Raw genomic sequence first — 16,872 nt, 5'->3', positions numbered from 1 at the left:
AAACGCCGGGGCCTCATTGAAGCTTTTTGTTTCTGTGTCTGGTTTTAGCGCGTCTAGTTGTGCATTCCCCGGCCAAACGCCGGGGCCTCATTGAAGCTGCGTTGGCGTTGGTGTTGCTTTTGCCGCATTCGGGCATTCCCCGGCCAAACGCCGGGGCCTCATTGAAGCTCGGCTGGACGGCAAAGGGCTGGGCGTGCATGCCGATGCATTCCCCGGCCAAACGCCGGGGCCTCATTGAAGCGGCGAAATTGCCGACGCGGTTGGCTTTGTCAAACGCGCATTCCCCGGCCAAACGCCGGGGCCTCATTGAAGCGAAACCCTCAGCCTAAAACCCAACGCGATGATTTTGAGGCATTCCCCGGCCAAACGCCGGGGCCTCATTGAAGCTATGCGCACGCCTCCCTGCCGCTTGCGTTTGCCGACGCATTCCCCGGCCAAACGCCGGGGCCTCATTGAAGCGCGACGAATTTTCGACAAAATCAACGAACCGCTGCGGCATTCCCCGGCCAAACGCCGGGGCCTCATTGAAGCTCCAGCACTGCTTCGTGGATCATGTAGCCGACAGACGCATTCCCCGGCCAAACGCCGGGGCCTCATTGAAGCAGGGTGGCAAGGCAATGGGAACGAATTGAACGAAAGCATTCCCCGGCCAAATGCTGTCATCTGGAAATGCGCATCAAAATAGACGCCAACCAGGTTTACCGCTCCATTGCGCCGTTAACCCACGGCGAGGCAAAAATCTCTACTTGTCGATCAGTCTTTTTGCTCAGCCCGTTTCAAAAGCCCGAATAATTCGCTGTTAGTCGACGATACGATAGTGGCATCGGCGTTGATGACTTTGCGGTAGGTTTCCATGCTTTTCAGAAACTTATAAAACTTGGCCGCTTCCGGTCTTTGCCCGTAGGCCTTGGCGTAAATCTCGCCGGCCCTGGCGTCGGCTTCGCCCTGGATTTCCTGCACCCGCTTGTAGGCCGTAGACTGAATTTCGTTGATGTCTCGTTCCCGGTTGCCGTTGATGCGGGCCGCTTCACCCTCGCCTTCCGAGCGGAAACGCTGGGCAATTTGCAGGCGCTCGCTGATCATGCGCTGATAGATGCGCTCCAGAACCTGTTGGTTGTAGTTGATGCGCTTGAAGCGCACATCCAGCAGTTCGATACCGAATTCTTCCAGCTTGGGCGCCGCCGATTCGAATATGATTTTTTCGATGGCGACCCGACCGACCCGGATAGGCCGCAACTGGCCCAGGGTACTTTCAGCCGCCAAGTCGCCCAAGGTTTCGTCCAGGACCGGTTTGCGATTTTTTTCGGTACGCACCACTTCGATCAATTCGTGGCGGGCGATAGCGGTGCGGGTTTCACTGCCCAATATGTCTTCCAGGCGGGATTGGGCGCTACGTTCGTCGCGCAAGCGCAGGTAGTAGCGCATGGGGTCGGTGATGCGCCAGCGGGCAAAGGTATCGACCTGTACATAGGTTTTGTCCTTGGTGGACATTTCCACCATGGGTCCGTCCCAAGCCAGATAACGTTTGTCGAAGCTGTTGACCTGCTGGACGAAGGGCAGTTTGAAATGCAGGCCGGGCTCGGTGATGGGATCGCCGATGGGCCGGCCGAATTGGGTAATGATGACCTGTTCCGCCTGATTTACGGTAAAAGCGGATATATACAAGGCGACGGCTAGCAAGATCAAAAGGCCCAGCGCCAAGCCGAATCTTCCGGAAATATTCATGGCGCGGCCTCCAGCAGTTTGGACGACATCGGAAGCATGGGCATGATTTGCCGCACGCTGTCGTCGACGATGATTTGCTGTCTGGCCAGCGGCAACACATCGCCCAGGGTTTCCAGATAAATTCTGGCCCGCGTGACTTCTGGGGCTTTCAGATATTGTTCCAGCACCTGATTGAAGGCGGCCGCGTCGCCTTCGGCCTCGTTGATGCGTTTAAAGCGATATCCCTCGGCGGCGCGGATATTTTGATCGGCTTCGCCGCGGGCGCGCGGCACGGCCTTGTTGTATTCGCCGTTGGCGATATTGATGACATTCTCCCTGTCCTGTTGAGCCCGATTAACCTCGTTGAACGACGGTTGCACCGGCACCGGCGGATTGACGTTTTTCAGTTGTACCTGATTGATGGTCACCCCCAGATGATAGCGCTGGGCCAGTTCCCGGGTGCGAATCAATGCCGATTCCTCGATTTCCTGCCGGCCTATGGTGATGATTTCATCCACCGTGCGGTCGCCCACCACTTCCCGCATGACCGCTTCGGAAATATCCCTGAGCGTGATGCCGGGCGCGCGCACGTCGAACAAATATTTTTCCGGATCGGTGATCCGGTACTGCACGATCCACTCCACCAGCGCCGAATTCAGATCGCCGGTCACCATGGATTTTTCCAGGGCCGGATCGGCGCCGATCTGATCCGGATTGGTCGAGCCGGTAGTGGCAAAACCGAATTCCAGTTTCTGCTGGCGCTGAGTCGGCACCTCGACGACCTCATCGACCCCGAACGGCAATTTGGCATGCAGGCCGGACGGCACCTTGTCGATGTACTTGCCGAAGCGCAGCACGATGCCTTCGGATTCGGCCGGGATGGTATAAACCGACATATTGAGGCCGGTCAACAGCAACACCGCCGCCAGCAGATTGACGGGCGATAGCGGCAATGCCGCCGCTATCCGCTCGATAAACAGCTTAGTATCATCCACGTCAACCTCCGGCATAAAATTCGACAAGGCACGGCGGCCAGTCCCATTTAGAAAAACACTCCCGACGAGCGGAACAGGCTTAAGCCACTCTTCCCGCCCAGCCGCGCAAGGAATTCGCCTATTCTATCCAACCATCAGTGATGGCAGCCCGCGCCATGGATATGGCCATGCGCCAGTTCATCGTCGGTGGCCGCTCTGACATCGACCACCTCGACATCGAACACCAGGGTTTCGCCGGCCAAGGGATGATTGCCGTCTATGGTGACATCGTCGCCATCGATTTCGGTCACCGTGATGATGCCGGAACCGTGGCTGACGTCGGCATGAAACTGCATGCCCACTTCCACATCCATGCCTTCGAACATCTTTTTGGATACCACCTGCACCATCTCCGGCGCCAATTCGCCGTAGCCTTCCGCCGGCGGAATGGTGACGCTGAAGGTATCGCCGGCCGATTTGCCCGCCAATGCGGCTTCCAAGCCGGAAATAATGTTGCCGGCGCCATGCAGATACAACAACGGTTCTTCGCCGCGCGAACTGTCCAGTTGCTCGCCGCTGGGATTGGTTAAGGTATAATGAAACGAAACAGCTGTTTTATCAGTAATTTGCATGACTGCCTTGTAGTTTGAATTAAAGTGCCATTATAACCTTATCCCGGAACAGCATGTCACGTTGGAGACCACCCCGGCCCAAATCGTCCCCTTACATCACCCAGGCGGGCTACAAAACCCTGGAGAAGGAACTTGCGCAACTGTGGGACAGACGCAAGCACGTCACCGCCGCCCTGGCCGCCGCCGCCGCGGAAGGCGACCGTTCCGAGAACGCCGAGTACATTTACCGCAAAAAGGAATTGCGCGAAATCGACCGCCGTATTCATTATCTGCAAAAACGCCTGCCCGCCCTGACCGTGGTGGCGGAGAAACCCGCCGACCGAAACCGGGTATTTTTCGGCGCCTGGGTTACCCTGGAAAATGAAGACGGCGAGGAAATCACCTACCGAATAGTCGGCGCCGACGAAATCGACAGCAGCGGCGGCCTGATCAGCCTGGATTCGCCGCTGGCCCAAGCCTTGCTCAAAAAAAACCTGGACGATGAAGTAATGTTTAACCAAGGCGACCGGCAAAGCCGCTATTACATCGTGGGGATAGCATACTGATGGCCGGGCCCGGTTTGTTCTGGCGCTTGAAATGGCTGTGTTTGCTGCTGCTCATGATGGTGCTCGATATTAGCCCGATTCCATTTTCGGGCGCCGCCTGCGTCTATATTTTTCTGGCCCGCCCCCGATGGTTCAAACGCTTTGTAGAGCGGCTTTACTCGGCTGACTAAGCGCGATGCCGGAGCTGCTTTTTGTTTACGGCACCTTGCGCAAGGCCCGCGACGGCAGCCTGCATCCTTTTCTGCGCCGGCAAGCCGAATTCATGGCTTACGCCCAACTGCCCGGCGGGCTCTACCTGATAGACACCTACCCCGGCGCCGTGTTACGGCCGGCGGCCGGACAGGTGATTCATGGAGAACTTTACCGCCTGTTACATCCGCGCCGGACCCTGGCGCAACTGGACGACTACGAAGAATGCTCGGCGTCCTTCCCGGAGCCGCGCGAATACCGGCGCGAACGGGTCGGTTTGACTCTGGCGGATAACAGTCGGCACCAAGCCTGGGCTTATATTTACCAATACGCCACCGATAAACTGTGTCCGCTGGACAGTGGAGATTTTTCAACCTTTCTGCCCGATACCCATGTCAAGCGCCGATCGGTCCGGCGGATCGAATAACGCCAGTCCGGTCGGCATGACGGCGCCGCCGGGGTCATTCGTCGACCACAATAGTATCTCCCAGACCGCGATACATTATTTCCGTATCGTACATGCCTTCGGCAAATACCGGCGGTACCTGATAGGTACCGGAATTTAAAGGTTTCAGGCGAAACTCGAAATACTTTTCGCCGCCGTCCAGATGGCCGAACAACACTAGCCTGTCCTCCTGCACGTCAATGTATTGCGGTTGCCACAAGGGTTTCTTGTCTATGGGCAAGGATTTACGCTCGGCCAGACCCTGTTCGCCCAGGTCGATTTCGAAACCGCCCGGCATCAGCATCACCACCGCCACATCCCGCATGGGCCGATCCGGATGCAGGGCGATGCGGATATGCAATTTATCCCGCAACGCGAGTCGCTTGATGGTTTCGCCCTGCTCGTTCAACAGTTGCCGGTTGACGGTTAGCTTTTGGGCAATGGCGGCCTGGGGCGGCGCGCGGTCGTAACCGGTTTCGCCCAACTGATAATACAAGCTCCATTTACCATCGCCGCGTAGCTCCAGCGGCCGGGTCGCCGGAGTCAGCAACGCGGTCTTGATGGATTTGCCTTGCAATTCCAGTTGCGCCAGCGGAGTGCCGGCCAGCACGCTAAAACTTTGCTGTTGATCCTGCTCGAAACGACTCCACAAACTGCCCAAACCCAACAAGGCCATGGAACCCCGGAAGGAGTTCATGCGCTGTTTGACCAAGTCCTGCCCCAATTCCAGCAGATAGCCGCCGAATTTCGGATCCTTGCCATCCAGCAATTCGGGCAGATGCTTGCCGACCAGAAACAGATATAGACTCAGGTCTTCCGGATTGTTCCGCATATCCTCGGGCAACAGGCCGCCGGCTTGCCATTGCCGCTGAATGTCGCCCATGTGACGGTCGGCATCCTGATCCAAATGATGCAGCTTGTAGGCCGCACCGATGAAGAAGCGGCTGCGGCTGGAAATCGGTTGGCCGCTGCCTTGGCTTTGTTCCCGCAAATCAGTTTCGAAAGCTCGCAGCCGTTCGGCCACGTTTTGACCGTTGCGGGCCAACAAATAAAAGGCGTAGGCCTTGGCGTCGTGTTGATCCCGGGCGTATTGACGGGACTGGGCGAACTCGTCGGCATACCCCAGCGCCCGTTGCAGCATGGCTTCCGGCACGTTGTGACCGCGTTCCCGAGCTTCCAGCAGCATGTGCGTGGCATACATCGAATAAAACGGCATGCCGTCGTCGGCCGCGGTCCAATACCCGAAGCTGCCGTCGTGTTTTTGCCGGGTTTGCAGGGTGTGAATACCGCGTTCCAACAGTTTTTGCACGTCCTTGGCCGACAAGCCCAATTCCGGATTGGCGCCCAACACCACCGCCGGGAAAGCCTGACTGGCGATTTGCTCGGTACAACCGTAGGGATAGTTTTTCAAAAACTCGACGATGCCGCGCAAATAGGCCGCCGGCGTCAGCGACAGCGCCAGTTCGGTTTGCCGCTGTTCCGGATACATGTCGCGTTGCAAATCCAGTTTGCGCGCCTCGCCCTGTCGTTGTTGCTCCACGGTCAGTACGCCGCCTTGCAAGGTAGTTAGCAAGGGCTGGGCGGGACGGATACTGATTTCCTCGCTGTAAGCGGCACTTTCGCCAGCGCCGGAGACCTTATAGTTTACCTTTACCGGCCCCAGTTTATCCTTGACCTTGGCACGGAAACGCACCGTGCCGTCCCGGCCTTGGGCCAGGGACAGGGTTTGCGGGTTGGGCGACAACAATTCCAGCACCTCGTCGGCGGCCACACTGACCTGCAAGTCCTGTTGGCCGGCTTGCCCGCTGTTGTTGGCCACCAGCACGCCCATGTCGAATTCGTCGCCCGGCGCCGCCACATAGGGCTGTTGCGGCTGGATCACGTAAGCCTGGGCGGCAACGCTATGCGAAACCGGCACGGCCAGTTTGCCGGCATTGACGGCCACGGCGATCACCCGAATCTTGCCGTTGAAATAATCCGGCACCGGAATCGACAGACTGTGTTCGCCCGGCTCGGCGGCGATAATGCCGGACCAGAACGCCATGGGCGCCTTGTGTTTGCGGGCAAAGGGATTTTTATATTTACCCAGCAAGGCATCCTCGTCGCCGCCCGGCGCGGACAATTTATGCACCAGGGCGAAATCCGGCAGAATCAAATCCAGGATCTGATGGCTTTTGACCTGCAAGGCCCGCTTGCGGAAGAAATAATCCAGCGGCGCCGGGTTGCTGTAATGGGCGAATTGCAAAATGCCCTCGTCGACCGCGTACAGCACCAGTTTGGTGGCTTCCTTGACCTGATAGGCTACCCGCAGGTTTGTGCCGGGTTGCACTTTCTCGGGCACTTTCAAGCTAATGTTCTGGGTATAGCGCTGCCTGGAAATGCTGAAGGGCACCACACCGTAACTGAGCGGACTCATATAGATTTCCCGCGAATCCAGGGATCGCACGAAGGCCACCGACAGATAGGCGTTGCCGCTGATGTTGTCCGGCAGGCTGATTTTCTGGCTGGAGGCGGTGGTGGTGGTCTTGAACCATTGGCTGGTCAGTACGCCGTCCTGTTCGACGGTAATCAAACCGGCGCCTTGATAAGGCGCCACAATTTGCACCTCCAGGGTTTCGCCGGGCTGGTATTCGGTTTTGTTCAGGGTCAGATTCAATTCGGCGTTGCGCTCGACATTACGAGTCACATTGCCCTCGCCGGCCACCGTGAAATCGACCCGGTTCAAGGCTTCGCCGTCGGCATTTTTGAACTGGGCGTAAAAACGGCCCGGATTGGCGCTGGGCAGGGTGAACTCCGCCCTGCCCTCGCTCAAGGTCAAGGGCTCGGTTTTAAGCAATTCCCGCCGCTGTACCGACTGGTATTGGTACAGGCCGTCCTCGCGCTTGACCAGGGTCGACACATAGCGGAGTTCGAAAATATCCACCGTCAGATTCTCGCTACGGCGCGGTTGAAAATCGGCACCCAAGGCCAGCAGACTCAACTTGCGGGCGCTGTCCTTGGCGATGTAGTCCAGACTGCCGTCGGCTTTATATCCCAACAGATAAGCCTGACTGGAGACCAGAGACGACGCCATGGCCACCACCGAGCGGCCGGCGCCTTTCTCGAAGCCTTCCCCGGCCAGGGAAATTTCATACACCGGCTCGGCTATGCCGGCCAAGGGCAGTTCGAAGACCGCCTCGCCCTGGGCATCGGTAGTCTGTTCGCCCAGGGTTTGCGGGGTATCGGGAATATTTTCCGGCGCCGAGCGGCGGAAGCGGTAATCGGCGTAGCCCGGCACCTGCCCCGCCCACGGCCGGGCGGTCAATTCCAGCTTGGCGACATTGCCGGCGGCGGCGGTGCCGAACAGGTTGCGCACCGTGATCCTGGCCTTGGCACCGTCCGGTGCGATCCAGCCCTGGGCCGGAGCGGTCAACAGCTCGGTTTTGACCTGCAGGCGGTCGGGCTGAAACTCCTCCACCCGCACCCGGGTACCGCCCAGGGATTTTTTGCTTTTATCGGCCACGATCAGTTCTATCCGATAGGTCCCGGTCTTGCCGGCCGCCGGACTGGTCCAGCTGATTTCCTCGAAGCCTTCGGGGCCGAAACCGACGGTGCGGCTCCAAACTTCCTGCAATTCCGGGTCGCGAATCACGGCTTTCAGCGGCAAGCCGGCCGGCAAGGCCGACCAATCGCGCTTGCGCAAAATCAGGCCTATGTTGACCGTATCGCCCGGCCGGTAAATACCGCGGTCGGAAAACAAATAGGCCTGCAGACTATCGGCGCTGTCGTGCAAGCCGTCGATATCGAAGCGCGACACGTCCAGCTGGCGGTTGTCGCGATTGAACGGCAAGAACGACAAGTCGCCGTCTTTCTCGGCCAAATACACGCTGGGAGTTTTTTCGGCCTTCAGGCCTTGCGTGATCGGGAAATCGACTTGGCCTCGGGCATCGGTTTTGCCGCTGAACACCGGTACGCCGTTCATACCCAATAGCGAGACCTGGGCGCCGGCCACCGGCTGACCGCTACGGAACGACATCACGAATACCGTTTGCTTGCCGTCGGCGGCGGTTTTGACCAGCAACCCCATATCGGTCAACAACACCAGCCGCTTGTCCTTGCCGACATCGGAATCGCCTTCGCCGGCGCAATCGTCCGCCGCCGCATCGTCCGTTTCGCCGTCCGCATATTCCCCGTTTTCCGCTGTTTCCTCGCCGGCCGCCTCATCATCCCGGCATTCCTCGGCCGGCTCGGGTTTTTTCTCCGCCACCGACAGGATGAACAGGCCGCGCGGCGGATAACCGTTGTTTTTGGCAAAGCGGGCGAAGTCCACCGCGAAATATTGCCGCTGCATCTCGGGGCCGGCCGGTAAAATTTCGTCGTAAGCAAAGCTCTCGGCGAAGTGTTCTATCGGCAAATTGAAATCCGGGTTCTGAAAACTGCCGGAGGTGAATTGGGCCAGATGGTGCATGTTGTGCGGCAAAATGCGTTGCAATTGCACCTTGACCTGATTGACGCCGCGCGCACTGACGCCCAGTTTCTTATCGCCGCTCAGGCTCAGCAGAGAACCTTCGTGCAGGATTTTCAATTCCCGTTGATTGGCGCCCAACTCTTTCAGATAACGGGCGTCTTTATGCAAGCGAAAACCGTCCACGCTTTCCAGGCCCTTGCCGACCGTAATCAGCAGTTGCTTGTTCTCGGGCGCCGTGAAGTTCAGGTGCTGCTCGCGTTTATCCTCGCTGCCGGAATCGCGCCACTGCACCGCCACCGGCGCGGCGGCCCGCAACACCTCGGCATCGACCTGATTGGCGCTTTGCCACTCGGTCAAGTCCTTCTTGGCGCAAAACCCGGGACGTTCGGGATTGTTAAGCCCGCAATCCGGCAGGATATAAACCCGCACCGCTTGCTCCAGCGCGGCGGGCTCTTTCAGCGGCACCGTGGTAGTCAGCACAATCAAGCGCTCTATGCTGTCGTCTTCCTTGACGACGCTGTTCAGCTCCAGTTCGCTGATTTGCAGATAATCCCCGGCGCTGGGGATAACCAGCGTGCTGTAGGTTTCGCGTTTGCCGGCTTCGCCGCCCATGGCCGCGACTATACCCTTGTCCAGCACCAGCCTGATTTCGCTGGGCGCTTCGCCTATGGTAACGGGTGCCGATTTCAGATACGCCAGCTTGGGGTGTTTGTCGTCGTAACTGATTTCAAACGCCAAGGCCTTATCGAAGTTTTTGGCCGGTAAAATCCGCGTCCACAGCGCCGTCTTGGCGGCCAGACTGTCGCGTTGCGGCGGATAGCTGAATTCCAGCGTAGCGATCAGGCGTTTGATGTTGGGTTGTTGCGGGTCGCTGTAAAGCTGCGTCGACAGTATATTGGCGTTCATCTCCGGCATATCGAGTTCGGCGCTGAATTGAGGTTTTTCGAACTGCAGATTCGCAAATGCCGCCTTGTCCAGTTTTATTCGATAACGCGTGCCGGGTTTGAGTGCATCCGCCGATTTCGGCGTGAATACTAAGTCGGCTCCGCCGGCCGCTTCGCCGTAATGCCAGTTGCCCTCCACGGCCGGACTGATCGCGACGCCGCTCTCGACCGGTTTGCCGGCATTGGCTTTGGTGGCCGATTCGTGCAAGGCTTGACCTTGTAGCGAAACCAACAGTTTGTCCTCCGCCCGCTCGACCGCTAAGCCGTTAACGGTGGGCGTGGCTTCGACAACGGTTTTATCCCAGTCGGCGCGTTTAAGCGCTAATGCGCATTCGGCGCCGTTCGCCAGTTCCGCCTGTTGCACGACATTGCGGTCGGCGGTCAGCAAACGCACCACGCCGGCGGCAAATAGCGCCTTCATACTGGCGTCCTCGGCGGGGCGCGGCAAGGGCTCGCTGAGTGCGGTGATGCGGGCACCCTCGCCGGCATGCATCGCCACGGCCGTACCGTTCGCCAACGCGGCGCTGAACACAGGCCTCATCACGGGGTAATTCAGTTCCAGCGCAAACTCCAGCGCGCGGCGCGGCGGCGCATCGTCAATGTCCGTCCAGCGGCACTGTTGGCGTATTACCCGCAGTTCGGGCGTGCGATATTTCAACGAGGTCTTATCCAGGCTAAAACTGGGGTGCAATTTCAAATCGGCGAGGGAAATCTTTAACTCGGTGTCGGGAGCCAGAGTCAGCTGCTTGGGATAAAACACCAGCCGGGACGGATCCTGCCAGCGCCAGTCGCCCTCGATGGCCGGCTGCAGTTGCGGCATGTTTTGAGCGAGGACTTCCCCGTTGTCTTCCGGCGGAGCGATGGCATCGGTAAAATTCAACACCAATACAGTGGTCCAGTGCTGATGGTTCAGCAGATAGATGGACGGCGCGGCCACGCTTCGAGTTTGCTCCCGGCAGGCAGGCAGCATCAACATCAAACATATCAGGACGGCCAATCTTGCGATTAACGCGTGGCGCGATGGCATGATCATAAAGACTTTCCCTTGCATCCGGCTGGAATGCGATGATTTTCGGCATGGCGAGACAAACGGGCCGCAGCGGTCGGTGCAAGCATAGCCCAAGACGCCGCCGCCAACCACCGCTTATTCACGGCGGAACGGAGCTCGACTCAGGTCGGCGCGAAACAAATTCGCCTTGCCTTGCTCGACAATCCGTTGAAAAATGACCCGCGTTGACCGTCATTCCGTCCGTCGCCAAGGCTTTTGCGGATAATATTGGACCCCGGCGGAATCAATGTCATTATGCCAACACAGATATCGGAGGAGCGCAGTCATGAGTTTTGCCACCTTGAGCCAATTGTTTCTGTTCCTGTTATGGCCGGCAATGTTTCTGCTGATTTTTTACTTCATGGACAAGGAAAAATTCATACAACGCCTGAAGCAGTTCAAATTTAAGGATTGGTAGCGAAAATCGGCGGCGACCGGCAAGATTGCCAAAGCTGCGGCCCAGTCCGGCAAAGTAATTGGCAACGGTAAGAAATGAATTTGCTTTGGACGAAAGCGGCCATTCATCTTTCACAAATTATGTCACCCGACATCCCGACTTTTAAACGGCTTCGAATAGCTTTGGGTTAAATCCCCACTAACGATCATGAAGCCGGTGCAGCGCCCCGGCCCATGAAAGCAGTCTTCCAAGGCGCGGTTGCTTGTTGGACAGGCGTTGGCGGCAAGGATGCCGCCGCGAGCCTACACGGACGTATTCACGGCGTCCTGTCCGGCAAGCAATCCCACCCAACCTAAATATTTTACTTTCAGAGTAATTTGCACCAAACCTGCAACGTGCTTCAGCTAGGCTTTGCAGAACAGGGCGAGTTTTTATATCCTGGTACTTTTATCCCAGGAGAACATCATGAGCAATCGAATCGTCATGCGCACCGGCGAAGCCCTGGTAGCCGGCGGACCGGCCGGTACCGCCGCGGAACCGGAAGTGATTATCGGCGAACTCGACGGCCCGGTCGGCACGGCCTTGGCTACCCTGACAGGCGATCAGGTGCAGGGCCACACACGGGTGTTTGCGATTTTAAATACCGACATTCAAGTGCGGCCGGTGACGCTGATGGTCAGCAAAGTCACCGTCAAAAACAGCCGCTATACCAATATTCTGATGGGCACGGTGCAGGCGGCGATTGCCAACGGCGTGCTGGATGCGGTGCGGGCCGGCGACATCCCGAAGGAAAAAGCCAATGAGTTGGGTATCATCTGCTCGGTATGGCTGAATCCCAGCGTGATCAAGGACGACAATCTGGATCACCGGATTCTGTTCGATATTCACCGCAAGGCCATGGCCCAAGCCATTCATAAAGCCATGACCAACACCCCGGACATCGACTGGCTGCTGGAAAACCAGGACAAAATCACCCATAAGTATTTCCAGATGGGACTGGACGGAAAAATTTAGTCTTTCATCCGCGCCGGGCCGACCGGGAAATCGGACAAGCCCGCTTCGGCCAGCCTCTGCACGTAAATCGTCGCCCCTATCACGGCGGCCTGACCGATAAACAGGTTGACCACCGGCAAGGTCAGTCCCAGGCTGGTGACGCCGCCAAAACTCAAGGCGCTCCAAATCGACCGCCGCAGAAACTGTTTTTGGGCCGGAAACGCCATGCCGCGACTTTCCAACGGATAGGCCATGTATTCCATGGCCACTCCCCAGCCGGCAAACAGGGCCCACAGCAGCGGCGCCAGCAGATTGACTACCGGTATCATGAACAACACCAACAACGGCACCATTCTGGCCGCGAGATAGCCCAGACGTTTCAACTCGCCCACGAACACCGTGTCCCAGGCCTGTTCCACAATCGGCGCCTCCGGCTCGCCAATGAGTTGTAAAACCTTGGCGGACAAGGCGCTGTAATACGGCGCGGCAATCAGGTTAGCCAGCAAGGTGAAGGTAAAAAAGCCCACCACCAGAAAGCTGATAAAAAATAGCGGCCATAAAATCCAGTTAAGCCAGCTCAACCAATCCGGAATGAACTCATGGATCAGCGCGGATACCGAATGGTAACCCAACACGAAGGCGCCGCTGTATAGCACGATGTTGATGAACAACGGTATCAACAGATATTTGCGCAGTTGCGGGTGGTTCAGCAGTTTCGCGCCCTGCAGCAAGCAACTCAAGGCGAATAAGGGATTGTTGCCGGGTTGGATGTTTAACATGCCCGTAAACTCCCGACCCCGTTCTTGCCGGGGTCTATCACCACCCCCCGCTCGGTGACGATGGCGCTGATCAATTCGGCCGGCGTAACGTCGAATACCGGATTCCAGGCCGTCACCAGCGAGTCGTCGCGCAAATAACAGTCCGCCAACAGTTCCTGGGGATTGCGTTCTTCGATTTCAATACTGTCGCCGGATGCCAAAGTAAAATCGAAGGTGGAAGAAGGCGCGGCCACCATGACTTTGACGCCATGTTGCCTGGCCAATACCGCCAAGGAATAGGTGCCGATTTTATTGGCCACATCGCCGTTGGCGGCAATACGATCCGCTCCAACGATGATCCAGTCGATTTTGCCGGATTTCATCAACCAGGCGGCGGCGGAATCGGCAATCAAAGTGGCTGGGATGCCGTCCTGCGCCAGTTCCCATACCGTCAGGCGGGCACCCTGCAGCCAGGGCCGGGTTTCATCGGCATATACGTGTTGCAAATGGCCACGCTTATGCGCGCTGCGAATCACCCCCAGGGCGGTACCGTATCCGCCGGTGGCCAGGGCGCCGGCGTTACAGTGGGTCAATACCGCCTTGGCCGCGCCGATGATGTCGGCACCGCGTTCGCCCATGGCATGGTTGGCGGCCATGTCGTCGGCGTGGATTTGCTTAGCAAGTTCCGTCAGTGCGGCGAGCGGATCGGCGTCGGTTGTTGCCAATTGCGCGCGCATTTTGTCTAAAGCCCAAAACAGGTTGACCGCCGTGGGTCTGGAGGCCGCCAATTGAGCAATATCCCGTTCGACCGCTGCTTGCCAGTCGGCGGAAGGATAATGCCGCATGGCGGAAAGCACCACGCCGTAAGCCGCCGCAATACCGATGGCCGGCGCGCCGCGCACCCGCATGGAGGCAATCGCCTCGGTAACTCCGGCGGCATCGAGGTATTCGTCGTAACGGATGGTTTCCGGCAACAAGCGCTGGTCCAGCACCTTCAGACTGTGCCCGCTCCATTGCAGGGCTTGTACGGATAATTGCTTGGGATTGCTCATGGTATGAAATTCACTGCTAAGGATAGAAAGGGATGAATAGGTATAATCGGCATTTTTTTCGGGCGGACACATGCAAGTCGATCTCATTATTCAAGCGCGTTGGATTATACCCGTTGAACCGGCCGGGGTAATCCACGAAAACCACAGTCTGGTGGTCGATGACGGCAAAATCGTCGATTTGCTGGAATCTGCCGCTGCCTCGGAAAAATACCAAGCGCGCGCGGTGGAGCATCTGGATAGCCACGTACTGATTCCCGGCCTGATCAATTGCCACACCCATGCGGCCATGTCGCTATTGTCCGGCATAGCCGACGATCTGCCGCTGATGGACTGGCTGCAAAACCACATCTGGCCGGCCGAGCAGAAATGGGTCAGCGAAGCCTTCGTGCGCGACGGTACCGATTTGGCGATTGCGGAAATGCTGCGCGGCGGCACCACTTGTTTTAACGACATGTATTTTTTTCCGGATATCGCCGCGCAGCAGGCAGTAGCGCATGGCATCCGGGCCAATATCGGTCTGATCGTGTTCGATTTTCCCACTGTGTGGGCGGAAAACGCCGATGTGTATTTGAGCAAGGCGCTGGATTTGCATGATGGTTTGCGCCACGAACGCCTGATCAGCACCTCGTTTGCACCGCATGCGCCGTATACTGTTTCCGACGAACCGCTACGGAAAATGTTGACGTTTGCCGACGAGCTGGATGCCACCATACACATGCATGTGCATGAAACCCGCCATGAGGTTGAAGAGCAGCGGCAAAAAACCGGCCACACCCCGCTGCGGCGCTTACACGAATTGGGTTTGTTGACGCCGTCGTTCATGGCGGTACACATGACGCAGTTGAGCCCGGAAGAAATCCTTTTTTACGCCGAAACCGGCGGCCACATCGTGCATTGCCCGGAATCCAATTTAAAACTGGCCAGCGGATTTTGTCCGGTGGCGGCTTGTCTGGATGCCGGCATCAACGTGGCGCTGGGCACCGACGGCGCCGCCAGCAATAATGATCAGGACATGCTGGCGGAAATGCGCGTCGCCGCGCTGCTGGCCAAGGGTGTATCGGGCAACGCCAGCGCGGTATCGGCCATGCAGGCCCTGCAAATGGCTACCCTCAACGGCGCCAAAGCCTTGGGATTGGATGACAAAATCGGCTCGCTGGCCGTCGGCAAGGCCGCCGATGTGGTGGCGGTGGACTTGAGCGAGGTGGAAACCCAACCGGTCTTCAACCCACTGGCGCAACTGGTCTACGCCGCCAGCCGCCACCAAGTCAGCGATGTCTGGGTAGCCGGCAAACGGCTGTTGAACAAACGCCAGCTGACCACGCTGGATTTACAAGACCTGCGTCAACGCGCGGCGATTTGGCAACAGCGGCTGGCGGAGTTTTGAGAGGCTGTGGATTAAAATCTGGTGATGCGCGGTTTTAATGACCCGGAACAACATCATTTGGCGAATTTCTTGGGAAGCGAAAGCTTATTGGCAACGATCCAAAACCCGTTCGCAAAATAACGGAGCGGCATATTCACCTCGTTGTACGGCTTGCTTCACGGAATTGACAAACCTTCGGACAATAAAAAACCCGCTAAGCCTTGCGGCTAGCGGGTTTTTAAATTTCTTTGGACTACTCTGGAAGAGTAGATGGTACCGAGGGTCGGAATCGAACCGACACTCCCGAAGGAACCGGATTTTGAATCCGGCGCGTCTACCAGTTTCACCACCCCGGCAAAGAAAGTGTGCATTATAAATGCTTTCTGGAATTTTGCAACATTTTTTTTAAGTTTAGGCCGCCAATACCACCGCAGCCTTGAGTTTCTTCATGGCATTCTGCTCCAACTGCCGTATACGTTCGGCCGAGACGCTGTAACGATCCGCCAATTCGTGCAGGGTTGCCTTTTCTTCGACCAGCCAGCGACTGGCCAAAATATCCCGGCTTCTATCGTCGAGCTCGGACATGGCGTTCATCAACAAGTCTTCTTTTCTATCCTGCCAATCGCTGTTCTCCAGCAACAAGGCCGGATCGGCATTTTGCTGTTCCAGATAGGCAATCGGCGCGACGCTGTTATCATCGCCATCATCCGCGCCGGGTTCCAGGCCCACATCGCGACCATCCAGGCGCCGTTCCATTTCAAGAACGGTTTTCACGTCAACATCAAGATTTTCGGCAATCGCCTGTGCCTCATCCGCGGATAAATAACTCAAATCCTTCTTGAGTTTACGCAAATTAAAAAACAGTTTCCTTTGAGCCTTGGTGGTTGCAACCTTGACGATACGCCAGTTTTTGATGACGAATTCGTGAATCTCGGCCTTGATCCAATGCACCGCAAAAGACACCAGACGCACCCCCATGTCGGGGTCGAAGCGTTTTACCGCCTTCATCAAACCGATGTTGCCCTCTTGCACGATATCCGCCAACGGCAAGCCGTAACCGGCGTAACCACGCGCCACGTGCGCCACAAAGCGTAGGTTGGCCATGACCAGTTCACGCGCGGCTGAAAGATCGCCCTCGTCGCGATAACGCACGGCCAAGTCGTATTCCTGCTCGGCGGACAACTTGGGCATGCGGGCAACCAGACTCAAATAACTGTCAAAAGTCCCGACCGACAAATTGATCGGCAAAGCCAACATATTATTCATATCCACCTCTCTAAAATATCGTTGGGCCGATTCTAGCACTCTCCATACAAGAGTGCTAACAATTGGCTTAATTTTTTTTGCGGCCTTCCGCAAAACTTGGCTTCCTTCAAGCGAC

At 57.3% G+C, this 16,872-nt stretch carries 13 protein-coding genes, 1 tRNA gene and 1 CRISPR repeat array; of the genes, 6 read left to right on the top strand and 8 right to left on the bottom strand.

The window, feature by feature from the left end:
* Positions 1-61: 61 nt before the first annotated feature.
* Positions 62-603: a CRISPR direct-repeat array (repeat unit 36 nt; unit sequence GCATTCCCCGGCCAAACGCCGGGGCCTCATTGAAGC).
* A 150-nt stretch (positions 604-753) separates the two neighbouring features.
* From hflC to NP590_RS15785, 3 genes are all read right to left on the bottom strand, one after another.
* Positions 754-1,725 carry a protease modulator HflC gene (hflC, locus tag NP590_RS15795; RefSeq protein WP_256603586.1) on the bottom strand — a complete coding sequence of 324 codons (972 nt, stop codon included), beginning with the start codon at positions 1,723-1,725 and terminating at the stop codon, positions 754-756.
* Positions 1,722-2,699, bottom strand: a complete 978-nt coding sequence (gene hflK / locus NP590_RS15790; protein WP_256603585.1) for an FtsH protease activity modulator HflK — start codon at positions 2,697-2,699, stop codon at positions 1,722-1,724. Before hflK ends, hflC begins: the two co-directional genes overlap by 4 nt.
* A 134-nt stretch (positions 2,700-2,833) precedes the next feature.
* Entirely contained in the window at positions 2,834-3,310 is a 477-nt protein-coding gene (locus tag NP590_RS15785) for an FKBP-type peptidyl-prolyl cis-trans isomerase (protein WP_256603584.1), read from the bottom strand.
* Positions 3,311-3,363: 53 nt separating this feature from the next.
* Here NP590_RS15785 and greB point away from each other — a divergent pair, with 53 nt between their 5' ends.
* From greB to NP590_RS15770, 3 genes are read left to right on the top strand one after another with little or no spacing between them, the layout of a single operon-like run.
* Complete coding sequence (gene greB, locus NP590_RS15780; RefSeq protein ID WP_256603583.1) at positions 3,364-3,855, top strand: transcription elongation factor GreB; 492 nt, start codon at positions 3,364-3,366, stop codon at positions 3,853-3,855.
* Positions 3,855-4,025 carry a hypothetical protein gene (locus NP590_RS15775; protein WP_256603582.1) on the top strand — a complete coding sequence of 57 codons (171 nt, stop codon included), beginning with the start codon at positions 3,855-3,857 and terminating at the stop codon, positions 4,023-4,025. Before greB ends, NP590_RS15775 begins: the two co-directional genes overlap by 1 nt.
* Positions 4,026-4,030: 5 nt before the next feature.
* Positions 4,031-4,471, top strand: coding sequence for a gamma-glutamylcyclotransferase family protein (locus tag NP590_RS15770; protein WP_256603581.1), 441 nt, complete (start codon positions 4,031-4,033; stop codon positions 4,469-4,471).
* A gap of 34 nt (positions 4,472-4,505) precedes the next feature.
* Here NP590_RS15770 and NP590_RS15765 read toward each other — a convergent pair whose 3' ends face one another.
* On the bottom strand, positions 4,506-10,913 hold the full coding sequence (locus tag NP590_RS15765) for an alpha-2-macroglobulin family protein (RefSeq protein ID WP_256603580.1): 6,408 nt from the start codon (positions 10,911-10,913) through the stop codon (positions 4,506-4,508).
* Between the two features lie 301 nt (positions 10,914-11,214).
* On the opposite strand from NP590_RS15765, the gene NP590_RS15760 reads away from it, so the two are divergent.
* Together NP590_RS15760 and fae are read left to right on the top strand one after the other, a co-directional pair.
* A complete protein-coding gene (locus NP590_RS15760) occupies positions 11,215-11,346 on the top strand; it encodes a hypothetical protein (RefSeq protein ID WP_256603579.1) in 132 nt (43 codons plus the stop codon).
* A gap of 444 nt (positions 11,347-11,790) precedes the next feature.
* The gene (fae, locus tag NP590_RS15755; RefSeq protein WP_256603578.1) at positions 11,791-12,339 is read left to right on the top strand and encodes a formaldehyde-activating enzyme; all 549 of its coding nucleotides are present in this window, start codon (positions 11,791-11,793) and stop codon (positions 12,337-12,339) included.
* Here the strand turns inward: fae and cysZ are convergent.
* Positions 12,336-13,097 (bottom strand): sulfate transporter CysZ, encoded by a 762-nt coding sequence (gene cysZ, locus NP590_RS15750; protein WP_256603577.1) that lies wholly within the window; start codon positions 13,095-13,097, stop codon positions 12,336-12,338. The two genes, fae and cysZ, sit on opposite strands and share 4 nt — an antisense overlap.
* Positions 13,091-14,128, bottom strand: a complete 1,038-nt coding sequence (gene mtnA / locus NP590_RS15745) for an S-methyl-5-thioribose-1-phosphate isomerase (protein WP_256603576.1) — start codon at positions 14,126-14,128, stop codon at positions 13,091-13,093. The genes cysZ and mtnA overlap by 7 nt, the downstream gene beginning before the upstream one ends.
* A 70-nt stretch (positions 14,129-14,198) precedes the next feature.
* Here mtnA and NP590_RS15740 point away from each other — a divergent pair, with 70 nt between their 5' ends.
* Positions 14,199-15,512 carry a TRZ/ATZ family hydrolase gene (locus NP590_RS15740; RefSeq protein WP_256603575.1) on the top strand — a complete coding sequence of 438 codons (1,314 nt, stop codon included), beginning with the start codon at positions 14,199-14,201 and terminating at the stop codon, positions 15,510-15,512.
* A 250-nt stretch (positions 15,513-15,762) separates the two neighbouring features.
* On the opposite strand, the gene NP590_RS15735 is transcribed toward NP590_RS15740, so the two are convergent.
* Positions 15,763-15,847: transfer RNA gene (locus NP590_RS15735), tRNA-Leu, on the bottom strand.
* A gap of 55 nt (positions 15,848-15,902) precedes the next feature.
* Positions 15,903-16,757 carry an RNA polymerase sigma factor RpoH gene (rpoH, locus tag NP590_RS15730; protein WP_256603574.1) on the bottom strand — a complete coding sequence of 285 codons (855 nt, stop codon included), beginning with the start codon at positions 16,755-16,757 and terminating at the stop codon, positions 15,903-15,905.
* Positions 16,758-16,872 lie beyond the last annotated feature (115 nt).

This window comes from Methylomonas subterranea (assembly GCF_024505185.1).
GTDB lineage: Bacteria > Pseudomonadota > Gammaproteobacteria > Methylococcales > Methylomonadaceae > Methylomonas > Methylomonas subterranea.
The sequence above is the reverse complement of the archived record's forward strand: the minus strand, read 5'-3'. Positions and strand labels throughout refer to the sequence as shown.

Excerpts from the sequence above, each read along its gene's own strand:
- hflC (WP_256603586.1), bottom strand. The coding sequence starts at position 1,725 with ATGAATATTTCCGGAAGATTCGGCTTGGCGCTGGGCCTTTTGATCTTG.
- NP590_RS15785 (WP_256603584.1), bottom strand. The coding sequence starts at position 3,310 with ATGCAAATTACTGATAAAACAGCTGTTTCGTTTCATTATACCTTAACC.
- greB (WP_256603583.1), top strand. The coding sequence starts at position 3,364 with ATGTCACGTTGGAGACCACCCCGGCCCAAATCGTCCCCTTACATCACC.
- NP590_RS15775 (WP_256603582.1), top strand. The coding sequence starts at position 3,855 with ATGGCCGGGCCCGGTTTGTTCTGGCGCTTGAAATGGCTGTGTTTGCTG.
- NP590_RS15770 (WP_256603581.1), top strand. The coding sequence starts at position 4,031 with ATGCCGGAGCTGCTTTTTGTTTACGGCACCTTGCGCAAGGCCCGCGAC.
- NP590_RS15765 (WP_256603580.1), bottom strand. The coding sequence starts at position 10,913 with ATGATCATGCCATCGCGCCACGCGTTAATCGCAAGATTGGCCGTCCTG.
- NP590_RS15760 (WP_256603579.1), top strand. The coding sequence starts at position 11,215 with ATGAGTTTTGCCACCTTGAGCCAATTGTTTCTGTTCCTGTTATGGCCG.
- fae (WP_256603578.1), top strand. The coding sequence starts at position 11,791 with ATGAGCAATCGAATCGTCATGCGCACCGGCGAAGCCCTGGTAGCCGGC.
- cysZ (WP_256603577.1), bottom strand. The coding sequence starts at position 13,097 with ATGTTAAACATCCAACCCGGCAACAATCCCTTATTCGCCTTGAGTTGC.
- mtnA (WP_256603576.1), bottom strand. The coding sequence starts at position 14,128 with ATGAGCAATCCCAAGCAATTATCCGTACAAGCCCTGCAATGGAGCGGG.
- NP590_RS15740 (WP_256603575.1), top strand. The coding sequence starts at position 14,199 with ATGCAAGTCGATCTCATTATTCAAGCGCGTTGGATTATACCCGTTGAA.
- rpoH (WP_256603574.1), bottom strand. The coding sequence starts at position 16,757 with ATGAATAATATGTTGGCTTTGCCGATCAATTTGTCGGTCGGGACTTTT.